This is a genomic window from Vibrio sp. 811 (assembly GCF_033339195.1).
This window is the reverse complement of record NZ_JAWOUB010000476.1, coordinates 1-665: the sequence shown is the minus strand read 5'-3', so window position 1 is coordinate 665 and position 665 is coordinate 1. Positions and strand designations below refer to the sequence as shown.

Below are 665 nucleotides of genomic sequence, written 5' to 3'. Positions count from 1 at the left end.
AAGTCGCGACGATTTTTTCAGTAATGTATTACCGACGTATCATCAACTAATGACGGAGGTGATGGATGCAAGAAGCTCGCACTTGCATGAACAATCACAGTTCTTCCAAGGCTTCTTAACCCAAGAAGGCTTGATTGAAGAGTCACGCTTTGCGCCAATGTACGGCATTTATGGCATGGCTGAAGCAGTCAACTTACTTCTTGAAAAAGAAGGGCAAACCTCCCGCTACGGACAAGATGAACGTGCAAATGCATTAGGCCACGAGATTTCAGCGACACTAGCGACATTGGTTGATTCTACGCCTGTGAGATATGGCTTAGAGGGCAAAGCGTTGTTGCATGCTCAAGGTGGTATCAGTCTCGATCTGGATGTGACGCCAGGAGTGCGCCTTCCTTACGGTAACGAGCCAGACCCTGTTACTTATGTACAAGGAACTGCGGCGCATCATCAATATGATCGAGCGGGTGTCAGCGATATTCTAACGATTGATGAAACGGTGAAGTCAAACCCAGAAGCCATGTTCAATTTATGCAAGGGCGCGTTGAACGCGGGGTATCGAGAGTTCACCGCAAACGTCGCATCGAATGATTTAGTTCGAGTGACCGGTTATATGGTGAAGTTATCTGATATCGCGAAATACGAAGCAGAAGGTTCCCGTACTAATA

General features: G+C 47.1%; 1 protein-coding gene. It reads left to right on the top strand.

Features of this window, described 5'->3' with window-relative positions:
* The coding region (locus R7Q46_RS27575; RefSeq protein WP_318078336.1) for a glycyl radical enzyme domain-containing protein at window positions 1-665 on the top strand (665 nt) is incomplete at both ends.